Origin of the sequence: Bacillus sp. F2HM (genome assembly GCF_019266135.1) — a bacterium.
Lineage (GTDB): Bacteria > Bacillota > Bacilli > Bacillales > Bacillaceae > Bacillus > Bacillus safensis.
On the sequence record NZ_LRMO01000009.1, the window covers coordinates 254445 to 278147 of the forward strand.

A 23703-nucleotide genomic window follows, 5' to 3' on the forward strand; every position below is an offset into this window, starting at 1 on the left:
AGACCTTAAAAATAGCCAGACCTTTGCCTCATGTGTGATAGGCAAAGGTCTGGCTAACATTGTTCATGCCGGAATGGCCGAGAAACAACGAATGTTTCTGTAGTGACGACCAAACCGTAAAAGCTACTCCCCTTTAGGAAACCGTTCAAATGTTATGTTTATCATATCGAATGTCAGGACAACAGTCAATTCGGAAGATCCTGCTCTTGATACAGCACATGGCCCTTACCAGTGGATGCATAAATCCGGTTCCGTCCTTGGCGTTTTGACATATACAAGGCCTGATCCGCTTCAAATAGAAGTGTCTCTAATACACAAGGATCATTGGCTGTGTGAGCAATTCCAAAGCTCGCTGTCACTCGCACTTTTTCCTCATCATTCGTAAAGAAACTTGCTTCAAACGAATGTCTTATTTTTTCCGCGATATGACATGCCTCTTTAAATGACTGATGAGGCAGACAAATGGCAAACTCTTCTCCCCCATATCGTCCAAATAAATCATCCATTTGTAAATGCTCCTGACAAATAGAGACAACATGACGCAGCGCTTCATCCCCGATATGATGTCCGTGTGTGTCATTGATTTGTTTAAAGAAATCAATATCAAACAGCATAACAGCCGTATCCTGTGCATCCTCTTCCAAGATCATCTGCGTTCGTTCGATGAAAGAAGAACGATTGAAGATATTCGTCAATCCATCGATATACGCACGACGCTCCAGCTCTTCCTGCAGCAAACGCTGCTCTGTTACATCACTGATCACTATTTGCCTGCCTTCGATCTCTCCTCTTCTATTAAATAGAGACGAAGCGGTCAGATGATAATAGCAGGACTGGTCTTTTTCCTTTTTCCACATTAAATCATATTGCGAATGATCCTGCGGAGAGCGCAGCCATTGAATGAACGTTGAATCTTTGATGATTGCTGAGAAAATATCGTCGATTTTATAGCCAATTCCCTTTTTATTCGCAAGTGCTGGAATGATCGATGCAGCAGCGGGATTGTAATCAATGAGTGTCCGATATCGATCTAAAATCAGAACCCCTTCAGACATATGCTCAAACACACGCTCCATTGCAATAGGAGACAGCTTAAAGAGCTGAAACGACATAATTGCCCATAAATAGAGTGCGTTGGTGATAAACATCACCACAGGAACCGGATCAATATGTAGGGGTGTAACGCCTAATAAATAAATAAAAGAAGTCAAAATTGGTAATGACATTCCCACTAACAGTATGAGAATCTGCTTTAAATATTCTTTTTTTGTGACACGTAAAAACCAAAGCAGCATAAAGATAGCAAGCATCGAACAGCCAAACGTATAAACGCCATGAATGATATACCAATAGCCAATCGTAAAATCAGCCAATAAAAACCCATCTACTGGATTCATCGTGATGCTTCGATAAAAGAGTGAATGTAAAGAGTTGGTGAACACCATAATGGTTGTGAGAGTTGGAATCAATAAGATGAGAAGCACGCGGCGCTTTGTTAAATATTGATGGAACCCCGTAAATTGCAGCACAATCAGCAGACTGAGCGGTGCGATAAACGGAAGACCTATGTATTGAAAACAAACCCAGAACATGATTTCTCCAGGAGTACGAGCCAATAATTCAAACGTATGCCCAAAGATATAAATCGCAGTTGCTCCAGACATGTACATAAACAATTGACAGCCAATATATCGATGGCGGTTTGCATGAGCAATGATTGATAATATCACGGACAGAATGCCAGAAACACTCATGATCACAATAAAATGTAAAACAATCGAATCCATGTAAACGCCCCAATTTCAGTTATTTAGAACTAGTCTAATCTTACTATATATGAGGACGTCTCAAATGGGAAGATGTGATTTTGAATTGGTTGGAGGTTTTTTGTAAAATTTCAGGCGTCATCGGTTCGTGATTCCTTATATTTTCACTACTTTTTGCTTAATTTGAGGGAGAAGTATGTTGCGTTCGGAGAAATATCTGTACAATGTGGGGATGAATGGAGAGGAGACTCGAAAGGAATATGACTTTTTGGATGATTATGACGGGGCTGTTTATGCTGATTCTTTTAGAAAAACCGTTTAAAAAGAGAAGTTCTGGATTGTTATTTTTGATCAGTTACTTGCTGCTGATTGCGGTTTATGTGATTCAGACAACGTTTGTAAAACTTATGCCGGATGGATTTTTGATGATGATTGCGGTGGTTGTCGTTTTTCCTTTGTTTGTTCGGTTGGTGCAGTCTTCTTTGAGAAACCGTACAATAATTAAAGAAACTCCGGTTATTCCTTGTAGGAATAACCCAATCAAAAATGTAAATAAATTCAAAAAATATTAAATATCAAAATCAAAACTAACTTAAAAGTTAATATTTATTATTAACTTTCAAGGCTAGTTAACTTAACTTCTTAAATTAGATAAAAAAAGCCCCCTTTCTAGGGGACTGACCCCCGTTTTTGAGACAGGGATCAAAACACCTTTATAAAACAGCCAGTTGCCGAAACTCTTTTGGTGACTGGCTGTTTAATTTCAATTGAATTCGGATATTGTTATAATAATCAATATACTCCCTGACCGTTTTTTCTACAATGGCTGTTGTAGTGTTTGTCAGGTGGTGGAGATAGAATCCTTCTGTTTTTAAACTGGAGTGGAAGGATTCTATGGGGGCATTATCAGCGGGCATTCCCTTCCGGGACATGCTCATGGTAATGCTTTTTTCCTTTATCTCCTTTTGATAAGCATAAGAAGTGTAGACCGAACCTTGATCACTATGAAGTACGCAGCCTTTAGGTAATGTCTGTAACTGCTTCAATGTATCTAAAACAAGAGAAACATCCTGTTTATCACCAATCGTATAAGCCACAATCTCACTAGTATACAAATCTTTTATGCTGGATAGATAAAGTGGTTTTTGACCAAATGGCAAATACGTTATATCTGTCACCAGTTTTTCAAGTGGCTTTGTCGCAGTAAAATCCTGTTTTAAGTGATTTTCTGCAATATAGTAAGGTTGACCAGTCTGTTTACGCTTTTTTATTTTCACACGACACTGTAAACCGTAGGTTTGCATAATGCGTTGTACTGTCTTATGATTTATTCTCCTTTCTTTTCGCAGTAGGGCCGTTATTTTACGATAACCGTACGTATATTGGTGTGACTCACAAAGCGACGATATGAGGTCAATTAACACTTGCTGTTTTGGCAGGAGATCTTGTTTTTTCCAACGATAAAATGTTGATCTTGCGAGCTCAAACATCTGACAGAATGCACTTACACTTACTGTGTCTTTTACCGCATCATAAATCGACACGAATGCTTCTCTTTTCACTTCCTTTCCCATTCTATATACTTTTTTAATAGGTCAATTTGTTGCTTTAAATAAAGATTTTCTGTTTTCAACTTCTCGTTCTCATTTTGATATTCTGGTCCTTTCCCGTAGGTATACTGCTTTCCAACTGGTTGATGAAATCGATGGATTTCACCCTCGCGATACCATTTCATCCACGTTTTCACTTGTGTTCTATTCTTAATTCCTAACTTGTCCATGATTTCTTTTGTCGGGATTCCAGCTAACCTCATTTGAACGGCCTCTTCTTTTACACTAATCGGATAACTAACTCTTTTTCCCATACAAAAAACACCTCCAAATTGTTTTCAGATATGCTATACCCGATTTTTCAATTTAAAGGTGTTTTTATTTGTCTCACTTTATGGGGTCAGTCCCCTAGAAAGGGGGCTTTTTAATTTAAAATTATGGAGACGGTGGGAGTCGAACCCACGTCCAGAGACATCGATTACTTAAGCGTCTACGAGCGTAGTCAACATATTTCGTATTCACTCATCCTCATGCCTGCTGACGGGCGCTTGGAGAGCTAGTCTGATGGATCTCTTCTTACGTCCTCAGACGGAAACGTAAGCGTAGCCTACTTCATTGGGCTCCTCACAGACACATAGGCGATGTCAGGAAGAGCTCGCTGCGCTTATTAGGCAGCTAGTGCTAAGTTTTGGTTAAAACTTTTAGTTTTGCCAGTTACATTTAAGTGCGTGTTAACGAGATCGCCTCTCGGCTCGCAGCCTAAGCTCGAACCATCCCTGTCGAATCCGTAACGTCCCCTTGTAAAAGGGATATACGGGATGGAAGTTCAGCTTCACTGCTTCCGTATATAACTATTATAACAATCTTACTGCTCGAAACAACTGGTGGTTTCTGTAAAAAAGCGATGATTGTTTACTGCATAACATATTGTAGCATAATGCTTCCGCTCTCAGCAAGCCATCTGCATCAGGCTAGAATTGCTTTTGACGATCGCGGAAGGCACGTTCGATTTCACGTTTTGCATCTTTTTTCTTCAGATCTTCACGCTTATCGTATTTCTTCTTCCCTTTTCCGATTCCGATCAGCACTTTGGCAAAGCCATTTTTCAAATAGAGTTTCAGAGGCACAAGTGAGTAGCCTTCTTCCTTTGTCGCACCAATCAATTTGCTGATTTGCTTGCGATGAAGCAGCAGCTTTCTCGTTCTCAGCGGATCATGGTTATAACGGTTCCCCTGCTCGTATGGGCTCACGTGCATATTATGAAGAAACACTTCCCCTCGCTCGATTTTGGCAAAGGAATCTTTTAAATTCACTTTTCCAGCACGAATCGATTTGATTTCAGTTCCTTGTAATACTAGGCCGGCTTCGTATGTTTCTTCTATAAAGTAATCATGATTTGCTTTTTTGTTTTGGGAAACAACTTTTCCCTCTCCCTTTGGCATTGGCGTACACCCTCCTTTTGACACAAACACGGTCCAAATCGTACGGATTATTTTATCAAACAATCCAGCTTTCGACAATGCTGACGCCATGTGGTCAAAAAGCAAATAGAGCGGGATGCCCTATTTGCTTTTTGGCACGTTACTTTTTCTTTTTGCGTTTTTGTTTCGGTGCGTTTTCAAATACGCGTTTTTTCTTTTTCTTCTTTTTACGGTTTGTGAACCAGTCACTTCCGCTTTTATCCTCTTTGCCTTTTTCCCCAGAGGCTTTTTGACCTCCACGGCCTTTTTTCGCTGGTGGATCTGTCCGTTTTTTGAACTTGAAATCTTTTGGAGATTTACGGCGAGTGCCTTTCATCCCGACGATTTCAAAATCAATTGAGTGCTCATCTTTATTGACATTCACGACTTTGACAGTGATTTCATCACCGATACGGTAGACATTTCCTGTACGTTCACCGATCATAGCAAAGTGCTGTTCATCAAAGCGATAGTAGTCGTCAGTCATGTAGCTGACATGGACAAGACCTTCTATCGTATTCGGCAGTTCAACGAATAGTCCGAAGTTCGTCACGGAACTAATCATGCCATCAAACTCTTCACCGATTTTATCTAGCATAAACTCTGCCTTTTTCAGGTCATCTGTTTCACGCTCTGCATCGACTGAGCGGCGCTCCATTGTAGATGCATGATCTGCGATTTCAGGCAGCAGCTGGCCCCACTTTTCTAAGGTCGCTTCATCTGTCTTTTTCTGAATCAAATAGGTTCTAATCAGTCTATGCACGATTAAATCCGGGTAACGGCGGATCGGTGATGTGAAGTGTGTATAGAATTCCGTTGATAATCCAAAATGGCCAATGCTTTCTGGATCATACTTCGCCTGTTTCATAGAGCGAAGCATCACAGTTTGAATGACGACTTCTTCTGGTTGATCCCTGACAGCATCGAGGACACTTTGAAGTGCGCGCGGGTGAATGTTCGTTGACGTCCCTTTCACAATGTAACCAAACGTCGTCACGAACTCTAAAAAGCGCTGAAGCTTCTCAGGATTTGGTTCTTCGTGAATTCGGTAAATGAACGGAACATTCATCCAGTGGAAATGCTCTGCAACCGTTTCGTTTGCAACAAGCATGAATTCTTCAATTAATTTCTCTGCAACGGAACGCTCACGAATGACAACGTCTTTCGCTGCGCCTTCATCATCTACAAGTACTTTTGCTTCCTTGAAGTCAAAGTCTACAGCTCCGCGCTCCATTCGTTTGTCACGAAGAATCTCTGCAAGCTTCTCCATCTCTTGGAACATCGGCACTAGCGGCTCATATTTATTTAGAAGCTCTTCATCTTGGTCGACTAAAATCTTATTCACATCGGAATAGGTCATTCTCTCCGTCGTTTTGATCACACTTTGGAAAATCTCATGTTTGACGACTTTCCCGTTTCGATCAATGACCATTTCACAAGACAGCGTGAGACGATCGACCTTTGGATTTAATGAACAAATACCGTTTGACAAACGATGCGGAATCATCGGAATGACGCGGTCGACGAGATACACACTCGTTCCACGTTCATAAGCTTCCTGATCAATCGGGGAATTCTCTGTGACATAATGAGAAACGTCTGCAATGTGTACGCCAAGCTTATATTTGCCATCATCCAGCTTTTGCACAGTTACGGCATCATCTAAGTCCTTCGCATCTGCACCGTCAATCGTCACAATCGTTTCATTGCGCAAGTCGCGTCTGCCTTCAAGGTCTTTTTCATCAATCGTTTCCGGTGTGTCTACTGCCTGCTGAAGTGCTTCTTCTGGGAACTCACCTGGCAGACCGTGTTTATGAATGATCGACAAAATATCGATGCCAGGGTCATTTTTATGACCGAGAATTTCAGTCACTTCACCCTCTGCACTCATTCTTCCTTCAGGATAGCTTGTCAGCGTCACAACGACTTTATGACCTTCGACTGCTCCGTTTTTAGCGGATTTCGGAATGAAGATATCGTTTGTGATTTTTTTATCATCAGGAATGACAAAGCCAAAGCTTTTCGTTTCTGTATAGGTACCGACAACCGTCTGAGTATTACGCTCGAGAATGCGGATGACAGTTCCTTCTTTTTTCGTGCCGTTTGATTTGTGGCTGACACGAACCATGACGGTATCGCCATTCATCGCTGTGCCTAACTCATTTGGCGGAATGAATATATCATCCTGTCCAAACTCTTCAGGCGTTACAAATGCAAATCCTTTTGCATGAGCAGACAGCTTTCCTTTTACCAAATTCATTTTTTCCGGCACACCGTAACGATCGCTGCGCGTGCGAACGATGAGTCCTTGATCCTCCAGCGTCACAAGTGCTTTAACGAGCTCTTTATAATCATCAGGATTGGTAATCTCCATCATGACTTCCAGCTCTTGAACGGTTAACGGTTTATACGCTTCTTCTTTCATAAAAGCGAGTAATTCATCCATAAATTCTTCTTTTTGCACACTCTAACCCCCTATATATTTAAATTGACCAATCAAGTGATTCTAAGAATGCATAGACATCCTGATGAACCTTCTCCCGCTCTTTATCAAGCGTGATGACATGGCCTGATTCTTCATACCATTTCAAATGCTTATCATCTGTCTCTACTTCGTTATAAATGATATTCGCACTGTCTGTATTAATCATATGATCGTGACGTGCCTGCACAACAAAAGTAGGTGAATAGATCATGTCGACATTGTTTCTGACATCTGCAATCAGTTCTTGCAGGCTCCTCAGTGTATTCATTGGTGTTTTCTTGAACGCTTCCATTTCTTGTTCAATTTGGTCCTCTGACTTACCCTCAAATTTCTTATAGTTACGGGCATAATCTAGTACACCCTGGTACATGACTTCTTCACTTTTTATGTACATAGGTGCACACATAGGTACAATTCCCTTTACAGGTACAGTGTAACCTAATTTCAATGAAAAAACTCCTCCGAGGGATAGTCCGCAAACTGCAATCTCCTCATAACCTTCATCTTTTAAGAATTGATAGCCTTCTTCTACATCTTTCCACCAATCAGCCGGGCCTGTATGGACAAGCTCTTCTGGCGGCACACCGTGTCCTTTATATTGAGGTGCATGGCATGTATATCCTCTTTCGTTCAAATAACGGCCAAGCATTCGAACATCGGCTGTATTCCCAGTAAAACCGTGAAGAAGAAGCACCGCCTTTTCTCCACCTTTAAACGTAAATGGTTTTGGTGTAACAACTTTCATGATGTGACTTCCTTTCCTTCTGATATGGTTTATATTTTCCACTTGTATGTATGAAACAAACACAAAAGAGTGCTGATAATAAAAAAAGGTCTGAAAAAAGATCAGACCTTCTGTTACTCGCGCTTTACACGCCTAAATATGCCAATGCAAGTGTTAAGATGAAGAAAAGCACTGACAAAATAACCGTTAATCGGTGAAGAATCAAGTCAAGGCCTCTCGCTTTTTGCTTACCGAAAAGCTGCTCGGCTCCACCTGAAATAGCGCCTGACAGTCCAGCACTTTTACTTGATTGTAGTAATACAACGATGATAAGTGCGATACTGACAATTACGAGTAATGTGATAACAAATGCGTGCATGAAAACACCTCCAGACAAACTGGTACACATAACTTTATTTTACATGAAAACAAGGTGCATGTCACGAAACATCAAAATAAAGATTTCCTATATATTGTCGACTTGATTCGTTATTTTGATACAATTTCGTTCCAAAGTGCTGGCTGCAGCATTTTTATATGCAATTTTTCGGTTAAAAACACATTTTTAATGAGTTGCTTCTTCATTCAATAGCTGTTTTAATTCTACTAACAAACGTTCAGCTCCTTCAGGACTCAGCATCACGTTCCCATTTCCATAGCTTTTGTTGTACTTCGTCACTTGTCCTGTTAACAGGCAGCTCTTATCTGCATCATATTTTTTCAGCATAATGGTTTGATCTTCAACGAAAATTTCTAACAGCTGCTCTTCTTTAATATTGAGTACCTTGCGCATTTCTGAGGGCAGAACAATTCTGCCGAGAGAATCAATGTGTCTAACCATCCCAGTCCTTTTCAATGACATTTCCTCCTTGATGATTGATATGATGATATCATTTATTGACTTTTGTCAATATCTTCATAGTAAAATAGATCTTCAAATTTTTTATCAAAGTAATGAATCATTTTGCCAATGACAAGCTGTCCTGGTTTTCGGTGACCATTTAATACCCTGCTAAGAGTGGCAGGAGAGATGCCAATTTCATCAGCGAGCTGATTTAACGACATATCGTTCTCGATCATATACTGCATGACAAAAGCCCGCCTGATCTGAATCTTTTCGACCATCATTACAACCTCCTATGGAATCATTATGTACAACATGTAAGGCTCTCACATCAAGCAGATTCATTAACTTATGTCAACACTTTTACCCCTCTGCTATTTCCTTTGGTCAATGATCATACTAAAATAAGTCATATACTGAAATGTGAGGTTCGATGTCATGAATCACTTTGGTGAACAATTACGCATTTTAAGAGAAAATAGAAAAATGTCGGTCAATCAGCTTGCCATGTATTCAGGTGTAAGCGCTGCTGGAATTTCTCGTATTGAAAATGGAAAGCGCGGTGTGCCAAAGCCGTTAACCATAAAAAAATTAGCACACGCCTTGAAGGTGCCTTATGAGGATTTAATGCTGCTTGCCGGTCATATTGAACAGGAACAAGTTCATGAAATGAAACCGAAATATGAGTCCATGTTAAAAATCTATCAAACGGCGCTTCAAAAGGATGTAGAACATCTCCCAATTTTTGACGGGGACAAATGGGAAAGGCTCTCCGCACAAGACATCAGCCAGCTGAATGAATACTTTCTCACGCTCATCAACCAAAAAAGGTGAACAAATAGCGGGGCATAACCCTAATGTACATCCACCATTAACTAATGTCAATATTTTCATGGTGCGCTTATTGCCAATAGTCAACAAATCATGTAAAATAGACATATCGAATCTATAACCATGTGAGGTTTTGCCTTGATGAACTTTGGTGCATATTTAAGAGCATTACGTGAGGAAAAGAAGCTGTCGGTGAACCAATTAGCGATGTATTCTGAAGTCAGCGCTGCCGGTATATCTCGTATTGAAAACGGGAAACGCGGCATTCCGAAACCTCCTACAATTAAAAAGCTAGCTGGTGCGTTAAAGGTACCTTATGAAGACATGATGCAGGCTGCGGGCTATATTGAGGAAGCCACTTCTGTCCAACAGCTCGAGGAAAATGATCTTTCTTTATCCAAAATAAAGGAAGCCGCATCGCAATATGAACTTACTGATCTCGAAATATTTGATGGTGACATATGGTCAACCCTTTCGAAAAAAGAAATAGAGGACCTCAACCGCTATTTGTTATTTATGTTAAACAGCCGTTCGTCCTCATAAATGTTTTCATCATTGACAAGCTTTTTGCGCCGATTTATGGCAGATTTACGGTATAATGGGTTCAGATTGGAGTGAAGAAAGATGAATCAATCTGACATGTGCCCGCGGTTTGAAAAAGCAGTTGAGTTATTGAGTAAACGCTGGGTGGCACTGATTGTTTTTCAGCTTCTCTCAGGTCAGCAGCGCTTTAGTGAAATTGAGGCGGCTCTGACAAATTTAAGTGGAAGAGTATTATCTGAGAGATTAAAAGAGCTGGAGGCAGCAGGTATTGTAAAACGGGAGGTTTTTGCTGAAACACCCGTGCGCATTGAGTATTCTTTAACAGATATGGGGCGTTCACTTGCACCCGTTTTTGAGGAAATTGCGAAGTGGTCCTCTGAATGGATCACGCTTGAATCATAAAATACCAGCATGCGAACCGCCTGATCATCATAAAACAACCTCCCTTACAGATGTAAGGGAGGTTTTGTCTTTTCAACCGCTTAAGCAGATGTGATGTTTTTTTCAGCTAACGCTTTTCTTTCTTTTTTCTTGTTTGTCGGGCTTAAATAGCGTTCGAGCCAGCCCATGACAAGGTCAGCAATAATAGCCATAAGTGCAGTTGGAATCGCACCTGCTAAAATGATGGCTGTTCCGTTTGTGGCGTTTGACCCTCTGATGATGATATCACCAAGACCTCCCGCGCCCACAAATGTTCCAATCGCTGTAATACCGATGGCAATGACCAGTGCGGTTCTTAAACCAGCCATAATGACTGATAAAGCAAGCGGTAGTTCAACCATTCTCAGCACTTGCCATTTCGTCATGCCCATCGCTTTACCTGATTCTAAATAGGCATGTTCAATGCTGACAATGCCTGTATACGTGTTTCTGATAATCGGCAGAAGTGAATACAGAAAGAGTGATAGGATGACTGTATTTGCACCAAGTCCTAATACAAGCATCAATACAGAAAGCATCGCTAATGCCGGTATCGTTTGAATGACATTGGTAATGGCAAAGACCCAATTGCTCAGCTTGCGGTAATGCGCCACAAAGATGCCTACTGGAATCCCGACAATCGCCGCAAACAGCACCCCATACGCCGACATGAGAAAATGCCTATAAAATTCTTCTAACACATATGACCCGTTCTGCTGATAATACGTCCATAATTGCTGCAGTGTGTCCATCAGCCTTGACACCTCCCCATCTTACTCAAAGTAATTGTGTTTTTTCAGGAAATTCTTCGCAACGGTTGCTGGTTCTTGAAGCTCCCCGTCGACTTGATAGTTCAGCTCTTGCATTTGTTCTGTATCGATTTTTCCGATCAGCCTGTTGATCACCTTATCAAGCCCTGGATTTTCTTTTAAGACTTTCTCCGGGACTACTGGTGATGCATCATATGGCGGGAAGAACCTTTTATCATCTTTTAAGATTTTGAGATTATAGGCTTTGATTCGTCCATCTGTTGAATAGGCAAGCACAATATCCATTTTTTCATTTTTTAATGCATCATAGACTAAACCAATCTGCATCGGATACGTGCTGCCAAATTTGATTCCGTATGTTTTCACGAATCCGTCATAGCCGTCGCCTTTCTTTTTGAGCCAAATATTATCGACACCAAACCGGTAATTGTTCGCATTCTTTTTCAAATCAGAGACCGTTTCTAACTTGTTTTCCTTCGCCATCTTCTGCGTCACAGCAAAGGCATACGTATTATCAAATCCATAAGAATCAAACCATTTGTAATCATAGCGTTTTTTAAATTCTTTTTGGACGATCTCCATCGCACGCTCCGGGTCTTTTTCCGCATCCATTCCAAGCGTGCTTGTTAAATCCGTGCCTGAATATCTTGTCGCAGAAATGTCGACATCTCCGTTTTCCATTGCTTTCTGCTGCACAGTGTTGGAACCTAGGTTTTTCACAATGGTCGTCTTTTTATCTGTGTAATGTTCGATCATATCGCCAACCATATAGGCCATAATTTCTGATTCGGTAAAGTTTTGTGCTCCAATTCGCAGCGTGCCCCCTGAGGAGCCGGCTAGTCCAGGAAGTGAACAGCCGCTTATCAATAGCAAGCATCCGGCAAGCAGTGCACTGATCCATTTTGTTTTTCGATTCTTCACATAAGCCAACTCCTTATGAAACTTCCTTCAATCCTTTTAAGCCTTCTGGTGTTACTTTTTTCTCCAGCTTCATTAATGATAGGTCGATGATGACTGCTAAAATTGTGACTGGTATCGCACCCGCAATAATAAATTCCGGCTGATACAGCTGAAGTCCAATCAAAATGTAGTCACCTAGACCGCCTCCACCGATAAAGGCTGCAAGTGTTGTCCAGCCAATCAAATAAATCGTTGACGTTCTGACACCTGCCATAATGACCGGTACAGCAAGCGGGAGTTCAACAAGACGAATTTGTTCCCATGTTGTCATCCCGATTCCTTTACCGGATTCAAGCAAGTTTTTGTTCACACCTTGGACCCCGGCATACGTATTTCTTAAAATAGGTAAAACCGAATAGAAAAAGAGAGCAACGATTGCAGGTATTTTCCCAACCCCCAAAATAGGAATAAAAAAGGCAAGAATCGCTAAACTAGGGAGTGTTTGAAAGATATTCACGACACCGATGATAAAACCTGCGCCTCGTTTCATTCGTGTGAGAACCACGCCTAAAGGAACGGCAACAAGAATACCAAGCACAACAGCAATTAAGGAAATATATAAATGCTCCCACATTTTTGTGAGGAGTTCCCCACCATTTTTCTCTAGAAAGTCGATGATTTGATCCATGTGTACACCTCCCTTACTTCATTTCAGTGACAGCCGCCGGCGTATCGTCTCCCCAAATGGAGTCGTACACAACATCTACAAGACTTGCACGTGTCACAATGCCTTTTAAGTGCCCTTCTGCATCCACAACTGGTACATATTTAATGCCGCGTATTAAGATTTTCCGGACAGTATCTCTTAGAAGTGCGCCTTCTTGTACGGTATAGAACTCTGTATTTAAAATATCACCAACGAAAGCTGCTTTTCTGCGGTTCGCATCGATTGTTTCAATATCGATATAGCCTTTTAGCACATGATGTTCATCTACTACAAGCAAGGAATCGACCCGCTTTTCTCTCATGATGTAGATGGCATCTGTTAATGTTTTTTCAACTGTAACGGTGACTGGTGACGTGTTCATCATTTGTTCTACACGTTCCATGTTCGGATTTGATTGAAGCAGACGTTCTTTGCCGATGAATTCTTCTACGAATTCATTGGCTGGGTTCCGCAGAATATCGTCAGGCGTACCTACTTGGACAATCTCTCCATCTTTTAAAATCACAATTCGATCAGCTAGTTTAATAGCTTCGTCCATGTCATGTGTGACGAATACGATGGTTTTATTTAACGTTTTTTGCAGTTTCTTAAATTCTTCCTGCAATGAATCTCGTGTGATGGGATCAAGTGCGCCAAACGGTTCATCCATGAGGATCAGAGGGGGTTCCGCTGCTAGTGCGCGAAGAACACCAATGCGCTGCTGCTGTCCTCCGCTGAGTTCATGAGGGTAGCGCTCTAAATATTCCGGTCCCATGTCGACAAGCTTCAGCAGTTCACGTGCCCGTTCTTTCCGTTTTTCTTCCGGCCATTTTAACAGCTTCGGAACAAGTGAAATGTTTTGTGCGATGGTCATATGGGGGAACAGTCCAATTTGCTGAATCACATAGCCAATTTCTCTTCTTAATTGAACTGGATCTTTTTTCATAATGTTTTCTCCCTCGATGAAGATGTTTCCTGAGGAAGGTTCGATGAGTCGGTTGATCATCTTCATGGTTGTTGTCTTACCACAGCCACTCGGTCCAATAAAACAAATAAATTCTCCTTTTGCTATTTCTAAATCAATATTTTTGACAGCCTTTTTTCCGCCTTTATACGTCTTAGATACATTCTCTAGTTTCAGCAAATGAGACACCTCCATTAGTCGGATCAATATTTTCAGAAAATTTACACCTTATTTATTATAGTGCAAACTTTATAAAATAAAAAGTTTATGATGTGTTTGTATTGCATAACATTTATTTAAAATTTTCAGTTAACGGCCTGCTAGATAGAGATCTCTCCTTTTTCCTCCAAATTACGAGCAAATACTCAATATTTATTGTTTTCATCAACAAACAGGTATATGATATATTGTGTTACAAATTGTCAGTCGTGAAGGGATGAATCGGGGAGTGGACAAGCAAGCGTTAGGCGCCATTCAAAAAGCACAGGATCATTATATTGAAAAAGCTGCCGAGAACATGAATGCCTTTGGTCTTTCTTCTACAGTGGGTAGAGTGCTTGGTATCATTCACATGAACCGTAAACCAATGACGCTTGGAGAGCTATCAGAAGCGACAGGCATGAGCAAAACGAGAATGAGTCAGGTCGTTCGAGAAATGCTTGATTTGAATATTGCGGAAAAGGTTTATGAAAAAGGAATACGTAAAGATCTATATGACGTTGAGCAAGATCAATACCAAACGTTTATTTCCTTATTTGCAGCCAATTGGTCCCGAGTTGTCAGCAAAAACCGCAAGGCACATAAGAAAACGTGCAAGGAATTGCTGGAGCTGCTTGAACAGGACGACCTGCCAGAAGAAACAGAGGATAAAATCAATCTGCTTCTTTCAGAAATCAAGGAAAGTCTTGATTACTATGATTGGATTAGCCGCTTAATTGAATTCTTTGAAAGTGAAGAAGTGTTTAAGCATGTGCCGAAACCTTAAAAAAAGCTGTTTTATTTTACATCATTGTAGAAAAAAACAGCTTTTTTATATACACTTATTGCATAAACATTGGGAACATTCCTTTTAAGCCTGCGCCGATCATCTCAACTGCCACTACAGCAAGAATTAATCCCATTAACCGCGTCACGACATTCATCTCTGTTTTCCCCATTTTCCGCATAATGAAACTTGAATAATGAAAGGCATAAAAGGTCATCGCCAGAACGATGACAATGCCGATTAAAATCGCAAACATGTGAAGCATCCCTTGACTTCCCGGGGTTAAACTCATCACTGTAGCGATTGTACCGGGACCAGCAATGATCGGAATCGCCAGCGGCGTAACGGAGACATCCGCCTTTTCTTTGCTTTCTGCCTTTTCCTCAGAATGAGGATTTTGGACATGTGACTCCTTTGCATTCAGTAAATTGTAAGCGATACCAAAAATAAAAATACCTCCGGCGATGCGGAGTGCATGAATATCGATCCCAAACAATTTGAAAATAAGCCTGCCTGCCAATAGAAAGGCAACAAGAATGATGAAAGAGACCACAATGGCTTTTTTGGCTGTCTGGGAGCGTTCTTTCTCTGTATATCCCTCTGTTAAGGTGATAAAAAGAGGCACGTTTCCAATAGGGTTTGATACAGCAAATAATGAAACCACGACATGAATCATAAAGGAAATCAACAGACACCCTCCTTTTTTCATAGTGTCTGCCAATCTGATGTGAATATTCCCTTGTGATGTTAAAACCTGTATATATTTAACCGATGTTAATAGAGGTTTTATTGAAAGGGGAATCACACATGAAGAAAACGATCACCATCGTCCTTCTATCTGTTGCGGTTTTAGGCGCAGCCGGCTGGATGGTCTGGCAGCAGCAGACCATCAAAGCAGCAGAGGAAAAACATCAGCAAGAAAGCAAAACGAACACTAAGCAGCTTTCGCAGTTAAAATCAGATCAAGCGGATATGAAGCATAAAAACGAAGATCAAAAAAAGAAACTGTCTACCATGACGAAAAAGCTCAAAAACGAAAAGAAAGCCTATCAAAAAGAAGTCAAGCAGCGTAAAGTGCTTGAGGCAAAAATTGACCAGCTTCAAAAAGAGCTGACAGCAGCGAAAGCCACTGCTCAAACGAATAAGCAGACTTCACAGGCTGCAAGGAAACCAACTGTCAAAAAAGACCCAAATGTCACCCACAATCCGCCCTCACAATGGGTACAGGATCAATATGATTGGGGTGTGAAACAAGGGTATATTAAAGAATAGAAAGGATGAAAAAACATGATACACATTCGGCCATTGTCAGGTGATCAATCTGTCCCTATGGATCTTTTACTCTTAGCTGATCCTTCCAAGGAAAAGGTTCTTACTTATGTGCAGTCCGGCTCTTGTTATGCCGCGTATCATGAACAGGACGTGATTGGCGTCTATGTGCTTTTATCTCTGTCTCAGCAGACAGTCGAAATCATCAATGTCGCCGTGAAGGAATCATGGCAAGGAAAAGGAATTGGGAAGCAGCTGATCCGCCATGCCATTGCTGAAGCGAAAGCCGCCGGATTTCAGACGGTTGAAATCGGCACAGGCAACTCGAGCATTCAGCAGCTCGCACTTTATCAGAAATGCGGCTTCCGCATGACATCTATTGACCACGATTTCTTTCTTAAGCATTATGATGAACCGATTTTTGAAAATGGCATTCAGTGTATGGATATGGTACGGCTGTCACTCACTTTGCAAGCAGACTGATGTTTTGTTCCGTCCGTCTGCTTTTTTATGTTCTGCGCTTTTTTACCACATGCTTCACATATTGAATGAAGAAATAGAGCACGGCGCCAGCTAAAAAGCAAACCACACATCCAAAGAGCGTCGCCTCTGAGCTGAATTGATACTCTTCAATTTTCATGATATAAAATGGCATGCCAAACAATGTTGGGCTTGATTCAACATGATTGACCTCTAGCAGCAGTAAAAAAACAGGCGTCATAAACACAGCAAATACATACAGCATCGCAAGTGTTATACCGCTGGAAAACGAATGAAATACTTTGATCATCTCTTTCTCTCCTTCATCTCTTTTAAACTGGCTGTAATATTTTTTCCGTCAGGGCAAGCTGGATGCAGCATCACCGTATTTAGTAAAGAAAAAAACAGCAGCTGATGACTGACAGGATGCTTCCATATCATAAAAAGCACAATCGAACAAAGCACCGGAAACAGCGGCCCTGCAAGTGCCACCATCATATTGAAGCTCGGCCGGCCAAACGTTTCATGGACGACCGCCACATGCTTCCAATCAATCGTGACCACAAAATCAAAGGGCGGCCTTTTTTCGATTTTGTTACACAACATGATCACCAGCATATGACCGAGTTCATGTATCATCACAACCGCTAGGAAACTACACACAAGCTCTATCATCGCAAGACAGGCCTCTTTAACATGACAGCATATATACAGATAAAGAATGCAAGTGAACCTAGCAGATAGGCGGTGGCGAGAAGATACACATCTGATGAAAGCCACTTCAATAAAAGCATATCGATGAAGCTGAATACAGCAATCATCATCACGATGACAAACAGTTTATTAAACTCACTGATCTTCACGATAAACCCTGTACAGGCCGCCATGGCAGTGATCAACAAAATGGACAAACTTGCGAGGCCATGACCTTCACTTTCAATGCCTATCACCATAGATGCAAACCCAATAAACACAAAATATATCAACAAATTAATAGCGTAATAAAATAAAATTCTCGACAATAAATAAGCACCCTTTGATGTATTTAACATAAAGATGGCCCTTTGATTCATATGATATTCTCTGCCAATCATCAGCGGAAGCATGATCAATATTTCCTTTAATGCATACTGCACAATAAAGGCATACAGCCAGCCGGTTTCTACCGGTGTAAAAACAAATGGCAGCCCCGCCGTCAAACAAACGAGAAATAGAAACAAAATGCCCTGTTCTTTAAAAACAGCTGACCGGCTGAAATAGACCAATTCCTGCCGCAGGTGCGTCAGAAAGGAAGATTGCGTTCTAATTTTCTTGTAAGAAAACGACTTTACCTCTGTTTTCAGCTGCAAAAACATCTGATGGACATAAGAAGCCGCTAACCCCTTCAGCCATAGCCAGCCAGCGCTTAGAAGGATCACGAGAAATATGAGATAGACTGATGGCCATACACGGATCATGTCCATTGCTTTTTTCAAAAGGAGAAACACCAATAGATTCAGCACCGCAAAGCCGAGCGTTTGCAGCAGCAAATGCTCTTTTGTTTTTGATACGAAATGGCTCACAGCAATCCGCATCACCATCCAAGAAGCAAGTGCAAGCAGCGCCAGTACACAGCAAGTCATGCATACAGCCGTTATCCAATACAAAGATGGCGTAACACCGCTGATCAAAAGGCCTAAGACAATCGGTAAAAAAAGCAGTCCTACCATGAGAAAACAAAAGAGCATCGGAAAGAAATACACACAAAGGACAAATGGCACACTTTGTATCGCACTATTCAAAAAGTAGAATTGATATTCCTGTCGCTTTAATTTATTGCGGGATAACAAAATAGCTGCACCTAAAAGTAAAAGCGTCATTTTCATCAATTGGAGGTATAGAGCAGCCGGTTCACTTTCTCCTGCCTGCATGAAAAAGCGCAGGCTGATAACGACGTATATCGCGTACATGAGCAAGAAAAAAGCCGCGGCCGCGAGAAGCTGTATAGGGTACTTTTTTGCGAGCTGCTTTCCTTTCGTTGTCAGCATTCCCCATTCTATTTTATGAAGAACGTGTCGTGTCCAGATCATTGAGTAACCTCTCCACATGCATATAGTAATCTCGATTCACTTCTTTATAAATCTCTTCAAGTGCCTGATGAGGAAATGTCTGATTCGTTTCTTGGCGGGACATATCCAGCTTGACGTCCCCATTTCTTAAGATCATGAGATGGTCATAAAGCGTATCACCAAAGCTCAAATGATGGGTTGAAATGAGAATGCCAGCGCCTTGATTTCTCAGCTTCATGAGCACCTTTTTTAAGATGATCATCATATCTGGATCAAGTCCGTTCGTTGGCTCATCGAACACATAATAATCACATGGCCTGAGGAGCTGTGAAATGATCTGCGTTTTCTTTTGATTGCCATGAGACAGCTGAGCGATAGGCTGATCCATATATGAACCCAGCTCAAACAGTTCGATGAACGTCTCCTCCCGTGTGACATCTTGCTCATTTGGCAGCTGAAGTAATTGAAAGTATTCCCTCGGTGATAAATAATTGAACAACGAATGCTCGTCAGGAATATAAGAAACATGTTTTTTCAACAAGGAGATATGTTCTGAGGATTGAAGGTTCAGCTGTTTACCATGTAAAGTGACGCATCCTTTAAATGGCGTCAGCCCAAACATGGATTGGATCATCGTCGTCTTTCCCGCACCATTATGCCCTAAAAGCAGCAGCATCTGCCCTTTCTCGACATTCATTTGAATATTACGGAGAGAGAAGGTGCGGCTGTATGTTTTTTCTTTTAATCGTAATGTCAGCATCATATCCCTCCGTTTGTTTCAGATAGAACAGATGACCTTGCATCTGTTCTCATCCCTGTTAATAACCGCACTGGATTTTAACGTACATGCCTAATAATTTGAACTCTCCTAAAAATTTGGAGCCTCGTCCAAAGGTCTTGCATGCCCAAATCAATGCTCCAAGTGAAATAATGCCCAATATAGCGGCAAGGACATAAATCCAAAATGCGTTTTTCTGTACATTCTTAGAAGTTAGAATTCGTTGCTTCCTTTCATCATATGCCGCCAACAGGTGAAGGACATACATATACACACCTACTGGAAAACGAAGGCTAAAAGGATTCAGCATCTCATCACCCCCTAATATATGTAAAATGATACCACCTCCTTACAGAAAGCATAAGTTCATTTCAGATCATATTTTTAGTCGATTTTTCATGATTTAGTGCTTATAAATGGAGGGGATTTTGGCTTCTTCTCTAACTGAAGGAGGATTTTTTACAGAAATAGGATAAGTCAAATGAATTAGCCAGCGGATTTCGCTCAACACAAAAAAACGCTGCGTCCCGCTCTCGTGAAAGAGTGGAATGCAGCGCATAGCTGACATTATTTATTCAAGTTATAGAATGTTGCAATGCCGTGATATTGTGCTGTTTCAGCCAATTGATCTTCGATGCGAAGTAATTGGTTGTATTTCGCCACACGGTCCGTACGAGACGGAGCACCTGTTTTGATTTGTCCAGCGTTTGTTGCAACAGCGATGTCTGCAATCGTGCTGTCCTCAGTTTCACCAGAACGGTGAGAGATCACAGCTGTGTATCCTGCGCGTTTTGCCATTTCGATTGCATCAAATGTTTCAGTTAATGTACCGATTTGGTTTACTTTGATCAGGATTGAGTTACCAACGCCGTTTTTGATTCCTTCAGATAGCTTCTTCGTATTTGTAACGAACAAGTCATCGCCTACTAGCTGAACCTTGCTGCCAAGGCGCTCAGTTAATAGTTTGTGACCTTCCCAGTCGTTTTCATCAAGGCCGTCTTCGATAGAAATGATTGGGTATTTCGATACCATATCTTCATACCAGTCAACCATTTCAGCAGATGTTTTCACAACACCTTCGCCTGATAAATGATATTTACCGTCTTCTTTGTTGTAGAACTCAGAAGATGCAGCATCCATTGCAAGCTTCACTTCTTCACCTGGTTTGAAGCCAGCTTTTTCGATCGCTTCAACGATTGTTTGAAGTGCTTCTTCGTTAGAACCTAGGTTTGGAGCGAATCCACCTTCGTCACCTACAGCTGTGTTTAAGCCTTTTGCGCTTAATACAGATTTCAGGCTATGGAAGATTTGAGCGCCCATGCGAAGTGCTTCACGGAAGTTCGGTGCACCTACAGGCATAATCATGAATTCTTGAATGTCTACGTTATTATCCGCATGCTCTCCGCCGTTGACGATGTTCATCATTGGTACTGGAAGCGTTTTGGAGTTGAATCCACCAAGGTATTGATAAAGTGGAATTTGTAAGAAATCAGCAGCTGCACGTGCTACAGCGATAGATACGCCAAGGATTGCGTTTGCGCCTAATTTCCCTTTGTTTTCTGTTCCGTCAAGTTCGATTAACATTTTGTCAATCGCTACTTGTTCTGTTACATCAAAGCCTAAAAGCTCTGGTGCAATGATTTCGTTTACGTTGTTTACAGCTGTCAGAACACCTTTTCCAAGGTAACGGTCTTTGTCTCCGTCACGTAGTTCTACTGCTTCATATTCACCAGTAGAAGCACCACTTGGAACAAGCGCACGGCCAAAGCCGCCAGATTCTGTGTAAACTTCTACTTCAACTGTTGGGTTACCGCGAGAGTCTAATACTTCGCGTGCATATACGTCAACAATGTATGGCATCGTTATTTCTCTCCTTTTGAATCAATTTTTTTATTTCTGAATTAATGATGTTCCTGTCATCTCTTTTGGTTTTTCAAGTCCAAGTAAGTCTAAAAGCGTTGGAGATAGATCAGCTAAAATGCCGCCTTCTCTAAGCGTCGCACCTTTTTTCGTCACGATGACTGGTACAGGATTCGTTGTATGTGCAGTATGCGGCTTTCCTTCTTCGGTAATCAGCACGTCTGCGTTACCGTGGTCTGCCGTGATGATGGCATGTCCGCCTTTTGCCAGGATTGCGTCGACTACAGCTCCTAAGCACTCATCTACTGCTTCAATGGCTTTGATTGTTGGCTCAAGCATACCTGAATGACCAACCATATCCGGGTTAGCAAAGTTCAGAATGATCGCATCATGCTTGTCAGCATTGATGTCTGCAACAAGTGCATCCTTTACCTCATAAGCGCTCATTTCCGGCTTGAGGTCATAGGTTGCGACATCTGGTGAATTGATTAAGATGCGGTCTTCACCAGGAAATTCTTCTTCACGTCCACCGCTCATAAAGAACGTCACGTGAGGATATTTCTCTGTTTCAGCAATCCGCAGCTGTTTCAATCCGTTTTGAGAAAGCACTTCTCCTACTGTGTTATCCAAATTCACTGGTTTGAAGGCAACATAGCCATCAACCGTTTCACTGAAGTGTGTGAAGCAGACGAAGTGTAAATTCTTCGGATGAGCTTCTCCGCGGTCAAACGAGCGGAAATCTGCATTTGTGAAAGTGTTCGAGATTTGGATGGCACGGTCTGGACGGAAGTTATAGAAAATCACAGAGTCGCCGTCGTTTACTTTGGCAACCGGCACACCATTTTCTCTCGTAATGACAGATGGAATAACGAATTCATCGTAGATTCCATTTTCATAGGAGTCATCAACGACATCATAGATGTTTTGATAACTTGGGCCTTCACCATACGCCATCGCGCGGTACGCTTTCTCCACACGATCCCAGCGTTTGTCACGGTCCATTGAGTAATAGCGTCCAGAAAGTGTTGCCACTTCACCAACACCGATTTCTTTGATTTGTTCTTCCAGCTGTTTCAAGTACACTTTGGCTGTCTTCTGACCAACATCACGTCCGTCCAAGAAGCCATGAATGTATACCTTTGTTAAGCCTTCTTTTTTCGCCAGCTTCAGCAGGGCAAAAAGATGCTGGATGTGACTGTGCACACCGCCGTCTGACAAGAGTCCAAATAAATGAAGCGCCTTGTCATTCTCTTTTGCATACGTCATTGCATCTAGGAACGTTTCGTTTTTCTCAAATTCCCCTTCACGAATGGCAACATTCACCCTTGTTAAGCTTTGATACACAATGCGTCCTGCACCGATGTTCAAATGCCCCACTTCAGAATTCCCCATTTGACCTTCTGGGAGACCTACTGCCTCACCTGAAGCCGTTAAGGTTTGATGCGGAAATTCGTTCCAGTAGCGGTCAAAGTTCGGTTTTTTTGCTTGTGCGACAGCGTTACCGACTGTTTCGCCTCTTAAACCGAACCCGTCTAAGATGATTAATGCTGCTGGTTTCTTACTCATATTGACCTTCCTCCAATAATTGAACGAAAGACTGAGGTTCTAAGCTTGCGCCGCCTACCAAAGCACCGTCAATATCGGATTCTGCCATATATTCTTTAATATTTGCCGGCTTCACGCTTCCGCCATATTGAATGCGAAGGCTGTCTGCCGCTTCTTGACCAAATTCACTTGCAACGGTTTGGCGGATGTGTGCGCAAACATCGTTTGCATCTTTCGCTGTAGAAGATTTTCCTGTACCGATAGCCCAGATTGGCTCATAGGCAATCACAGATTCAGCCACTTGCTGCTTCGTTAAACCAGCTAGTGCTTTCTTCACTTGATCAGCGACAAGTTCATTTGTTTTGCCAGCTTCACGCTCTTCAAGCGTTTCACCTACACAAATAATTGGAACGATGCCATGCTTGAATGCAGCATGTGCTTTTTTGTTCACTGTTTCGTCTGTTTCTGCAAAGAATTCACGGCGCTCTGAATGCCCAATCACTGAATAGCCGATGCCTAGATCTTTTAGAGCAGCAGGGCTGATTTCACCAGTGAATGCACCATTTTCTTCAAAGTGCATGTTTTGTGCACCAATTTTAAGGTCTGTTCCGTTTGATAGGCTGTTTAGCTTTTCAAGGAAAAGAGCTGGCGCACAGACAATGGATTCCACTTTGTCAGGAGATGGAATAGATGACTTAACTTCTTCAACGAAGCTGACTGCTTCGCCAAGTGTTTTGTTCATTTTCCAGTTCCCAGCTATAATTGGTTTTCTCAT

The 23703-nt window shown here is 41.6% G+C and carries 28 protein-coding genes and 1 other RNA gene; 7 read left to right on the forward strand and 22 right to left on the reverse strand.

Features of this window, described 5'->3' with window-relative positions; translation table 11 throughout:
- Positions 1-185: 185 nt before the first annotated feature.
- A complete protein-coding gene (locus AWT60_RS06480) occupies positions 186-1787 on the reverse strand; it encodes a histidine kinase N-terminal 7TM domain-containing diguanylate cyclase (protein WP_218677046.1) in 1602 nt (533 codons plus the stop codon).
- Positions 1788-2026: 239 nt separating this feature from the next.
- On the opposite strand from AWT60_RS06480, the gene AWT60_RS06485 reads away from it, so the two are divergent.
- On the forward strand, positions 2027-2338 hold the full coding sequence (locus AWT60_RS06485; RefSeq protein WP_256928329.1) for a hypothetical protein: 312 nt from the start codon (positions 2027-2029) through the stop codon (positions 2336-2338).
- A 141-nt stretch (positions 2339-2479) separates the two neighbouring features.
- On the opposite strand, the gene AWT60_RS06490 is transcribed toward AWT60_RS06485, so the two are convergent.
- From AWT60_RS06490 to AWT60_RS06525, 8 genes are all read right to left on the reverse strand, one after another.
- Positions 2480-3630, reverse strand: a protein-coding gene (locus AWT60_RS06490) for an IS3 family transposase (protein ID WP_139336372.1) whose coding sequence is annotated in 2 segments (ribosomal slippage) — positions 2480-3360 and positions 3360-3630 — 1152 coding nt in all. Because the reading frame shifts where the segments join, the coding sequence is not laid out codon by codon here.
- A gap of 121 nt (positions 3631-3751) precedes the next feature.
- Positions 3752-4114: a transfer-messenger RNA gene (ssrA, locus tag AWT60_RS06495) on the reverse strand.
- 173 nt (positions 4115-4287) lie between these two features.
- Positions 4288-4758, reverse strand: coding sequence for an SsrA-binding protein SmpB (gene smpB / locus AWT60_RS06500; protein WP_012011279.1), 471 nt, complete (start codon positions 4756-4758; stop codon positions 4288-4290).
- 139 nt (positions 4759-4897) lie between these two features.
- Positions 4898-7240, reverse strand: a complete 2343-nt coding sequence (gene rnr, locus AWT60_RS06505; protein WP_041107812.1) for a ribonuclease R — start codon at positions 7238-7240, stop codon at positions 4898-4900.
- 19 nt (positions 7241-7259) lie between these two features.
- A complete protein-coding gene (locus AWT60_RS06510; RefSeq protein WP_041107814.1) occupies positions 7260-8006 on the reverse strand; it encodes an alpha/beta hydrolase in 747 nt (248 codons plus the stop codon).
- Between the two features lie 124 nt (positions 8007-8130).
- The gene (gene secG / locus AWT60_RS06515; RefSeq protein ID WP_003212746.1) at positions 8131-8364 is read right to left on the reverse strand and encodes a preprotein translocase subunit SecG; all 234 of its coding nucleotides are present in this window, start codon (positions 8362-8364) and stop codon (positions 8131-8133) included.
- A 186-nt stretch (positions 8365-8550) separates the two neighbouring features.
- The gene (locus tag AWT60_RS06520) at positions 8551-8841 is read right to left on the reverse strand and encodes an AbrB/MazE/SpoVT family DNA-binding domain-containing protein (protein WP_041107816.1); all 291 of its coding nucleotides are present in this window, start codon (positions 8839-8841) and stop codon (positions 8551-8553) included.
- 38 nt (positions 8842-8879) lie between these two features.
- A complete protein-coding gene (locus tag AWT60_RS06525) occupies positions 8880-9113 on the reverse strand; it encodes a helix-turn-helix domain-containing protein (RefSeq protein ID WP_024426059.1) in 234 nt (77 codons plus the stop codon).
- A gap of 154 nt (positions 9114-9267) precedes the next feature.
- On the opposite strand from AWT60_RS06525, the gene AWT60_RS06530 reads away from it, so the two are divergent.
- The 3 genes from AWT60_RS06530 to catR all read left to right on the forward strand — a co-directional run bounded on the left by AWT60_RS06530 (position 9268) and on the right by catR (position 10605).
- The gene (locus AWT60_RS06530; RefSeq protein WP_034280928.1) at positions 9268-9663 is read left to right on the forward strand and encodes a helix-turn-helix domain-containing protein; all 396 of its coding nucleotides are present in this window, start codon (positions 9268-9270) and stop codon (positions 9661-9663) included.
- 138 nt (positions 9664-9801) lie between these two features.
- Positions 9802-10203: a helix-turn-helix domain-containing protein gene (locus tag AWT60_RS06535; RefSeq protein ID WP_041107819.1), complete on the forward strand. Its 402-nt coding sequence runs from the start codon at positions 9802-9804 to the stop codon at positions 10201-10203.
- Between the two features lie 81 nt (positions 10204-10284).
- Positions 10285-10605, forward strand: coding sequence for a catDE operon transcriptional regulator CatR (gene catR / locus AWT60_RS06540; RefSeq protein WP_024423485.1), 321 nt, complete (start codon positions 10285-10287; stop codon positions 10603-10605).
- Between the two features lie 80 nt (positions 10606-10685).
- Here catR and AWT60_RS06545 read toward each other — a convergent pair whose 3' ends face one another.
- The 4 genes from AWT60_RS06545 to AWT60_RS06560 are packed head-to-tail and all read right to left on the reverse strand — an operon-like array spanning position 10686 to position 14143.
- Entirely contained in the window at positions 10686-11375 is a 690-nt protein-coding gene (locus tag AWT60_RS06545; protein WP_034280931.1) for an ABC transporter permease, read from the reverse strand.
- Positions 11376-11396: 21 nt separating this feature from the next.
- The gene (locus AWT60_RS06550) at positions 11397-12314 is read right to left on the reverse strand and encodes an osmoprotectant ABC transporter substrate-binding protein (RefSeq protein WP_041107821.1); all 918 of its coding nucleotides are present in this window, start codon (positions 12312-12314) and stop codon (positions 11397-11399) included.
- 13 nt (positions 12315-12327) lie between these two features.
- Complete coding sequence (locus tag AWT60_RS06555; protein WP_024423488.1) at positions 12328-12981, reverse strand: ABC transporter permease; 654 nt, start codon at positions 12979-12981, stop codon at positions 12328-12330.
- A 13-nt stretch (positions 12982-12994) separates the two neighbouring features.
- A complete protein-coding gene (locus AWT60_RS06560) occupies positions 12995-14143 on the reverse strand; it encodes a betaine/proline/choline family ABC transporter ATP-binding protein (RefSeq protein ID WP_076840049.1) in 1149 nt (382 codons plus the stop codon).
- Between the two features lie 268 nt (positions 14144-14411).
- Here AWT60_RS06560 and AWT60_RS06565 point away from each other — a divergent pair, with 268 nt between their 5' ends.
- Positions 14412-14948: a GbsR/MarR family transcriptional regulator gene (locus tag AWT60_RS06565; protein ID WP_024426065.1), complete on the forward strand. Its 537-nt coding sequence runs from the start codon at positions 14412-14414 to the stop codon at positions 14946-14948.
- 55 nt (positions 14949-15003) lie between these two features.
- Here the strand turns inward: AWT60_RS06565 and AWT60_RS06570 are convergent, their stop codons facing one another.
- On the reverse strand, positions 15004-15636 hold the full coding sequence (locus AWT60_RS06570; protein WP_041107823.1) for a MarC family protein: 633 nt from the start codon (positions 15634-15636) through the stop codon (positions 15004-15006).
- 119 nt (positions 15637-15755) lie between these two features.
- On the opposite strand from AWT60_RS06570, the gene AWT60_RS06575 reads away from it, so the two are divergent.
- Together AWT60_RS06575 and AWT60_RS06580 are read left to right on the forward strand one after the other, a co-directional pair.
- The gene (locus AWT60_RS06575) at positions 15756-16220 is read left to right on the forward strand and encodes a hypothetical protein (protein WP_218677047.1); all 465 of its coding nucleotides are present in this window, start codon (positions 15756-15758) and stop codon (positions 16218-16220) included.
- Between the two features lie 15 nt (positions 16221-16235).
- The gene (locus AWT60_RS06580) at positions 16236-16700 is read left to right on the forward strand and encodes a GNAT family N-acetyltransferase (protein WP_041107828.1); all 465 of its coding nucleotides are present in this window, start codon (positions 16236-16238) and stop codon (positions 16698-16700) included.
- Between the two features lie 25 nt (positions 16701-16725).
- Here the strand turns inward: AWT60_RS06580 and AWT60_RS06585 are convergent, their stop codons facing one another.
- The 8 genes from AWT60_RS06585 to tpiA form a co-directional block, all read right to left on the reverse strand.
- Complete coding sequence (locus AWT60_RS06585; RefSeq protein ID WP_024426069.1) at positions 16726-17007, reverse strand: hypothetical protein; 282 nt, start codon at positions 17005-17007, stop codon at positions 16726-16728.
- Positions 17004-17372: a metalloprotease family protein gene (locus AWT60_RS06590; protein ID WP_218677048.1), complete on the reverse strand. Its 369-nt coding sequence runs from the start codon at positions 17370-17372 to the stop codon at positions 17004-17006. The genes AWT60_RS06585 and AWT60_RS06590 overlap by 4 nt, the downstream gene beginning before the upstream one ends.
- Positions 17369-18766 carry a hypothetical protein gene (locus AWT60_RS06595; RefSeq protein WP_218677049.1) on the reverse strand — a complete coding sequence of 466 codons (1398 nt, stop codon included), beginning with the start codon at positions 18764-18766 and terminating at the stop codon, positions 17369-17371. The genes AWT60_RS06590 and AWT60_RS06595 overlap by 4 nt, the downstream gene beginning before the upstream one ends.
- Positions 18738-19505 carry an ATP-binding cassette domain-containing protein gene (locus AWT60_RS06600; RefSeq protein ID WP_218677050.1) on the reverse strand — a complete coding sequence of 256 codons (768 nt, stop codon included), beginning with the start codon at positions 19503-19505 and terminating at the stop codon, positions 18738-18740. The genes AWT60_RS06595 and AWT60_RS06600 overlap by 29 nt, the downstream gene beginning before the upstream one ends.
- 58 nt (positions 19506-19563) lie before the next feature.
- Positions 19564-19833, reverse strand: a complete 270-nt coding sequence (locus AWT60_RS06605; RefSeq protein WP_041107838.1) for a hypothetical protein — start codon at positions 19831-19833, stop codon at positions 19564-19566.
- A 257-nt stretch (positions 19834-20090) separates the two neighbouring features.
- On the reverse strand, positions 20091-21383 hold the full coding sequence (gene eno, locus AWT60_RS06610) for a phosphopyruvate hydratase (protein WP_003212752.1): 1293 nt from the start codon (positions 21381-21383) through the stop codon (positions 20091-20093).
- Positions 21384-21413: 30 nt separating this feature from the next.
- Entirely contained in the window at positions 21414-22949 is a 1536-nt protein-coding gene (gene gpmI, locus AWT60_RS06615) for a 2,3-bisphosphoglycerate-independent phosphoglycerate mutase (protein WP_218677051.1), read from the reverse strand.
- The gene (tpiA, locus tag AWT60_RS06620) at positions 22942-23703 is read right to left on the reverse strand and encodes a triose-phosphate isomerase (protein ID WP_017359213.1); all 762 of its coding nucleotides are present in this window, start codon (positions 23701-23703) and stop codon (positions 22942-22944) included. The genes gpmI and tpiA overlap by 8 nt, the downstream gene beginning before the upstream one ends.